The sequence below is a fragment of the Pararhodobacter sp. genome (assembly GCF_034676075.1).
In the GTDB taxonomy this organism is placed as follows: domain Bacteria; phylum Pseudomonadota; class Alphaproteobacteria; order Rhodobacterales; family Rhodobacteraceae; genus Pararhodobacter.
On the sequence record NZ_JAUCCQ010000174.1, the window covers coordinates 1 to 6,130 of the forward strand.

At 68.0% G+C, this 6,130-nt stretch carries 6 protein-coding genes and 1 riboswitch; all 6 genes read right to left on the reverse strand.

What is annotated here, in order from left to right:
• Window positions 1–58: 58 nt before the first annotated feature.
• Window positions 59–1,225: a methionine adenosyltransferase gene (gene metK, locus VDQ18_RS22330; RefSeq protein ID WP_323023067.1), complete on the reverse strand. Its 1,167-nt coding sequence runs from the start codon at window positions 1,223–1,225 to the stop codon at window positions 59–61.
• A 7-nt stretch (window positions 1,226–1,232) separates the two neighbouring features.
• A riboswitch (SAM-SAH riboswitch) is annotated at window positions 1,233–1,281 on the reverse strand.
• A gap of 32 nt (window positions 1,282–1,313) precedes the next feature.
• Entirely contained in the window at window positions 1,314–2,864 is a 1,551-nt protein-coding gene (gene lnt, locus VDQ18_RS22335; RefSeq protein WP_323023068.1) for an apolipoprotein N-acyltransferase, read from the reverse strand.
• Window positions 2,854–3,765 (reverse strand): transporter associated domain-containing protein, encoded by a 912-nt coding sequence (locus VDQ18_RS22340; protein ID WP_323023069.1) that lies wholly within the window; start codon window positions 3,763–3,765, stop codon window positions 2,854–2,856. Before VDQ18_RS22340 ends, lnt begins: the two co-directional genes overlap by 11 nt.
• Before the next feature lie 27 nt (window positions 3,766–3,792).
• Window positions 3,793–4,335, reverse strand: a complete 543-nt coding sequence (gene ybeY, locus VDQ18_RS22345) for an rRNA maturation RNase YbeY (RefSeq protein ID WP_323023070.1) — start codon at window positions 4,333–4,335, stop codon at window positions 3,793–3,795.
• A 36-nt stretch (window positions 4,336–4,371) separates the two neighbouring features.
• Window positions 4,372–5,331, reverse strand: a complete 960-nt coding sequence (locus VDQ18_RS22350; protein WP_323023071.1) for a PhoH family protein — start codon at window positions 5,329–5,331, stop codon at window positions 4,372–4,374.
• Window positions 5,332–5,617: 286 nt separating this feature from the next.
• On the reverse strand, window positions 5,618–6,130 hold a 513-nt coding region (locus tag VDQ18_RS22355), incomplete at its 5' end, for a radical SAM protein (protein WP_323023072.1).

Genomic DNA, 6,130 nt, shown 5'->3' on the forward strand with positions numbered 1-6,130 from the left:
GAAAACCCCCTTTGGCGGGGGGCGCGGGGGGCTGGCCCCCCGCATGACCCGGCCCGTCTCAGAGCGCGCTCTTGAGAACCTCGGCGAGGTCGGTCTTCTCCCAGGAGAAACCGCCGTCGGCCTCGGGCGCGCGGCCGAAATGGCCATAGGCCGAGGTCCGGGCGAAGATCGGCCGGTTCAGCCCCAGATGCGTACGGATGCCGCGCGGGGTCAGGTCCATGCTGCGGGCCACGGCCGTCTCGATCGCGGCGTCGTCCACCGTCCCCGTGCCATGGGTGTCGACGTAGATCGACAGCGGCTTGGCCACGCCGATGGCGTAGCTCAGCTGCAGCGTGCAGCGCTTGGCCAGCCCCGCCGCCACCACGTTCTTCGCCAGATAGCGCGCGGCATAGGCGGCCGAGCGGTCGACCTTGGTCGGGTCCTTGCCCGAAAAGGCCCCGCCGCCATGGGGCGCTGCGCCGCCATAGGTATCGACGATGATCTTGCGCCCGGTGAGCCCCGCATCCCCGTCCGGGCCGCCGATCACGAACTTTCCCGTCGGGTTGACGTGCCATTCGGTGGCGGCGTCGATCCAGCCCTCCGGCAGCGTGGCGCGGATATAGGGTTCGACAATGGCCCGCACATCGGCCGAGCTCAGCGTCGGGTCCAGATGCTGGCTCGAGAGCACGATCGAGGTCACGCCCACCGGCTTGCCGTCGACATAGCGGATCGAGAGCTGCGACTTGGCGTCCGGCCCCAGTTTCGGCTCGGTGCCGTTCTTGCGCACCTCGGCCAGGCGCTTGAGGATGGCATGGGCGTAGAGGATCGGCGCCGGCATCAGCTCGGGCGTCTCGTCGGTCGCATAGCCGAACATGATCCCTTGGTCGCCCGCGCCCTCGTCCTTGTTGCCCGCGGCATCCACCCCCTGGGCGATATCGGCGGATTGGGCGTGCAGGTAGCTGTCGACCTTGAGGTTGGCCCAGTGGAACCCGTCCTGCTCGTAGCCGATGTCGCGGACACACTCGCGGGCGATCTCCTCGACCCTGGCGATGACCGAGGCCGGGCCGCGCACCTCGCCGCCGATCACCACGCGGTCGGTGGTGGCGAAGGTCTCGCAGGCCACGCGCGAATAGGGATCCTCGGCCATGAACGCGTCGAGGATGGCGTCCGAGATCCGGTCGCAGACCTTGTCCGGATGCCCCTCGGCGACGGATTCCGAGGTGAAAACGTAGTTCTGTCGGCTCATGGGGATGTGCTCCATTGGATGTCGCCCGTCACGCCAGGAAGCCGTTGTGACAGGAGTATGATGGGGCTATCCCTCCTTGCAGGCAGCGTCAACCGCTTTGTCCGGGGCCTTTTCGCGACTGCCTGCGGCGCAGCGCCGCCAGCGCCAGAGTCAGCATTCCAAGGGCCAGAAGCGCGTGCCAGGGCCCGTCGCCCCAGCGCGCATAGGGCGTGGGCGGCAGGGCGCCGGGCAGGTCCGCATCCAGCGCCCCGGTCACGTCGAGGGGCAGCGAGGCCAGCACCCGCCCCCGCGCATCGGTCACCGCCGAGATCCCGGTATTGGCGGCCCGCACCAGCGGCAGGCCGGTCTCGACCGCGCGCAGCCGGGCTTGCGCGAAATGCTGGTAGGGGCCGAGGCGGTGGCCGAACCAGGCGTCATTGGTGGCCTGCAGCAGCCAGTCGGGGCGGTCGGTGCCACGCAGGTCGCGGGGAAAGACCGCCTCGTAGCAGATGAGCGGCAGCGCCCGCCCTGCCCGGCCCAGATCCATCAGTTCCGGCCCCGGTCCGGGCGTGTAGCCATCGAGGAGCTGCTGGGCGAGCCCGCCCCAGCCTTGTTCACGCGCCCATTCGCCGATGAGCGGGATGTATTCCCCGAAGGGCACCAGATGGTGCTTGTCATAGATCGCGCCGACCGAACCGCCCGGCCCGATCACCGCCAGAGAGTTGAAATAGCGGGAGATCCCGGCCGCGTCGCGCTCGCGCCGCTGGATGCCCATGACGAGGGCGGCGCCCGCGGCCTCGGCCGCCATTTCCAGCCCGGCGCCGGGGTTGTCCAGCAGGAAAGGCGCCGCCGTCTCCGGCCAGATGACCAGATCGACGGGCGCCTCGCCGGTCGAGAGGTCGAGGTGGCGCTCGAAGAACATCCCGATCAGGTCGCGCTGCCATTTCTGGTCCTGCGGCACATTGGCCTGCACCAGCCGCAGCCGGATCCCCGGCCCCTCGGGCAAGGGCTGCGCCAGACGCAGGCTGCCCCAGCCCCAGGCACCCGCCAGCGCCAGCGCGCCAAGCCCCAGGGCGAGCCCGGCCAGACCGCGCCGCCCGCCCTGCCAGCGCAGAGCCGCCACCGCCAGCGCCGCCGCCAGCGACAGGGTCAGCGCGCTGAGCAGCAGTGCGCCGCCGAGGGCGGCCAGCTGGTCAGGGGGTGTGCCGATCCAGACATGCCCGCTCAGGGCCCAGGGGAAGCCGGTGAACAGGATCCCGCGCAGATCCTCGAACGCCAGCATCGCCAGCGCGAACCGCCAGACGCGGGCCGTGGGTCGCGGGGTGCCGAGGGACGCCAGCCAGGCGGGAAAGGCCCAGAACAGCGCCATGCCCGCCGCCATCAGCCCCAGCGCGAAGGGGGCCATCCAGCCCGTCACCTCGGGTTCGACGAAGAACGGATCGACGATCCAGGCCATGACCGGCAGGAAATGCCCGAGCCCGGCCAGGAAGGCCCGGCCGAACGCCCCCCGTGCCGAGGGCGCGCGCGCCACCAGCCAGAAGGCCCAGGCCAGCCCCAGCAGCGTCAGCGGCCAGAGGCCCCAGGGCGCCTGCCCCGGAGCGGCCAGCGCTCCCGCGGCCAGGGCCTGCAGGATCACCGGCCAGCGGCGTTCAGCCGGCATCCGTCACCGCGGCCGGGGCTTCCTCGGCCGAACCGGCCTTGCGCAGGCGCACGCGCTTCACGCGGCGCGGATCGGCGTCGATCACCTCGATCTCGTGACCGACGGGATGCTCGATCACCTCGCCGCGGGCCGGCACCCGGCCCAGCAGCAGATAGACCAGACCGCCCATGGTATCGACGTCCTCGTCTTCCAGCCCCTGGCGCAGGTCGAACCCCAGCGCATCCTTCAGATCGTCCAGCATGGCGCGGGCCTGGATCAGCCAGACCCCCTCGCCATCCTCGGCCCAGAGGTGTTCATCCTCGGTGTCGTGCTCGTCGTCGATCTGACCCACGACCTGCTCCAGCAGGTCCTCGATCGTCACCAGACCGTCCACCCCGCCGTATTCGTCGATCACCAGCGCCATATGCGTCCGCTCGGTCTGCATCTTCTGCAACAGCACCACCAGCGGCATCGACGGCGGCACATAGAGCAAGGGCCGCAGCATCGAGGAGACGTCGATTTCGCCGCCCAGATCGAACCCCTGCTTCAGCACCAGATCCTTGAGCAAGAGCAGGCCGATCGGCTTGTCCAGCGTCTCGTTATAGACCGGCAAGCGCGAGAAACCCGATTCGCGGAACACCGCGATCAGACCGTCACGGTCGATATCCTTGGGAATGGCGACGATCTCGGCCTTGGGGATCGAAACATCGGCGACCCGCAGGCGCCTCAGATTGGCAAGCCCCGGCAGAACCCGCCGCATCGAGGCGTTGAGCGCGCTTTCGGCCTCACCCGCTTCATGCGGGGCGATGGCGTCGAATAATCGTCCCAGCAGGCCCCGTTCTCGGGTACTGCCGTCCGGACTCTGGTCCGCGCTGCCATCGGCCTCTGCCGAGGGCACCGAACCGGAAGTGAGGTCAGTCATGGGTCCTTTCCGGAATCATCTCAAAAATCAATCCGCCCCGGTTGCGGGTGCGACCGGCTCCGACTCGTCCCCTGCATATGGATCTGCGATCCCCATGGTTGCAAGGATGGCGACCTCGGTTTTCTCCATCAAAGCCGCATCTTCGTCGGTTTCGTGATCGTAACCCAGAAGATGCAACACCGAATGAACGACCAGATGCGTCACATGGTCCGCGAAAGGCTTGCCCTGTTCGCCCGCCTCGCGCAGGCAGGTCTCATAGGCCAGCGCGATGTCTCCCAGCGCCTCGGGCTCCTCGGGCGTGCCGGTTTCGGGCTCCTCGGGCATGGCGCCGGGCGTCTCGGCCGAGAGATCCCAGGCGGGCCAGGACAGCACATTCGTCGCCTTGTCCTTGTCGCGAAAACCCGCGTTCAGCCCCTTGATCCGGGCATCGTCGCAGGCCAAGAGGCTCACCTCGAAACAAGCGGGATAGTGGCCCAGATGGGCCAGCGTGGCGTCAATGGCCGAGCGCGCCAGAGGGTTCAGATCCCCCCAGCGCGGCTCTTCCGCGTTGATGTCGAGCGTTACAGACATGGTTCAGGCGCCCCGCGCCCCTCGGATTTGGGCCCCTCAGACCTGAGAGGGTGACTGGCGATCATAGGCCTCGACGATCCGCGCCACCAGCGGGTGACGCACCACGTCGACCGAGGTGAAATAGGAGAACCCGATGCCCTTGATCCCCTGCAGGATCCGCTCGGCCGAGGCCAGCCCCGAGGTCACGCCGCGCGGCAGGTCGACCTGGCTGCGGTCGCCGGTGATCGCCATGCGCGAGCCCTCGCCCAGACGGGTGAGGAACATCTTCATCTGCAACTCGGTCGCGTTCTGCGCCTCGTCCAGCACCACGAAGGCCGAGGACAGCGTGCGCCCCCGCATGAACGCCAGAGGCGCGATCTCGATGCGCTTTTCCTCCATGTATTTCTGCAAGGACTTGGCCGGCAGGAAGTCGTTCAGCGCGTCATAGAGCGGCTGCATGTAGGGATCGACCTTCTCCTTCATGTCGCCCGGCAGATAGCCCAGCTTCTCGCCCGCCTCGACGGCGGGACGCGACAGGATGATCCGGTCCACATGCCCCTCGGTCAGGAAATGCACGGCGGCGGCCACGGCGATATAGGTCTTGCCTGTGCCGGCCGGACCGATGCCGAAATTCATCTCGTTCTCGAAGAGCGAGCGCGCGTAATCCTGCTGCGCCTTGGTGCGGGGCGCGACGTTCTTCTTGCGGGTGCGGATCTCCACCTGCCCGGTGCGGAACATCTCCAGCTGCCGCTCACCGGCCTCGCCCGCCGACAGACGGACCGCACCATCGACGTCGCCGGGCTCCATCCCCTTGCCGTCCTTCAGCCGTGCATAGAGCGATTTCAGCGTTTCGGCAGCCCGGGCTCGGACATGCTCCTGACCCATGATGTGCAGCTGGTTCCCCCGGTGGATGATCTGGACGCCCAGTTCCTCTTCCAGCTTGACCAGATTGCGGTCGTATTCGCCGCACAGGTCTACCAGCAATCGATTGTCGGCGAACTCAAGCAGGGTCTGCATGCTGTCACCGGCGGTGGGCGGGGGGGTCAGCGCACTTATGCCCAAGCGGGTCTCCTCTCTGGCGGTCTCTGCGGACGGGTCCGGCTGAGATATGTCCATGCTGCCCCTCAATTGCACCTGTCGCAAGCAACGTTCGCATGACAACTAGGCATGGAACGCACCAAAGCTGAATCTTGTTCCGCAGCGATGCAGAAATGCGACATGTGGTGCACATGCCGCTTTCGACCGCTATCCGTGCTGCCCGGTCTTGACCGAATCCCTGCCCGGGTGTTGAATTCCGCCCGCGTCAGAGCGCCCGTCCCGCCAGCGAATTGGCCGCCGAGCCGGTGATCCGCACCCGGATCAGCTCGCCCGGTTTCGCCGCGCAATCCGCGACATGCACCGCATGCAGGTGGTCGGACTTGCCCACCATCTGCCCCGGCAGCCGCCCGGGCTTCTCGATCAGGACACCGACCTCGCGCCCGACCATCGCCTCCTGCGCCGCGCGCTGCTGCTCGGCAATCAGCGCCTGCAGGCGGTGCAGCCGGTCGTCCAGCACCGCGTCGGGCAGGACCGGGCGTTCGGCGGCAGGCGTGCCGGGCCGGGCCGAGTATTTGAAGGTGAAGGCCGAATGATAGCCCACCGCCCGCACGAGGCTCAGCGTCTCCTCGAAATCCGCCTCGGTCTCGCCCGGGAAGCCGACGATGAAATCCCCCGACAGCGCCAGATCCGGCCGAACCGCGCGCAGCCGCTCGATCAGCCGCAGGTAATCCGCCGCCTTGTGCTTGCGGTTCATCGCCTTCAGCACCTTGTCCGAGCC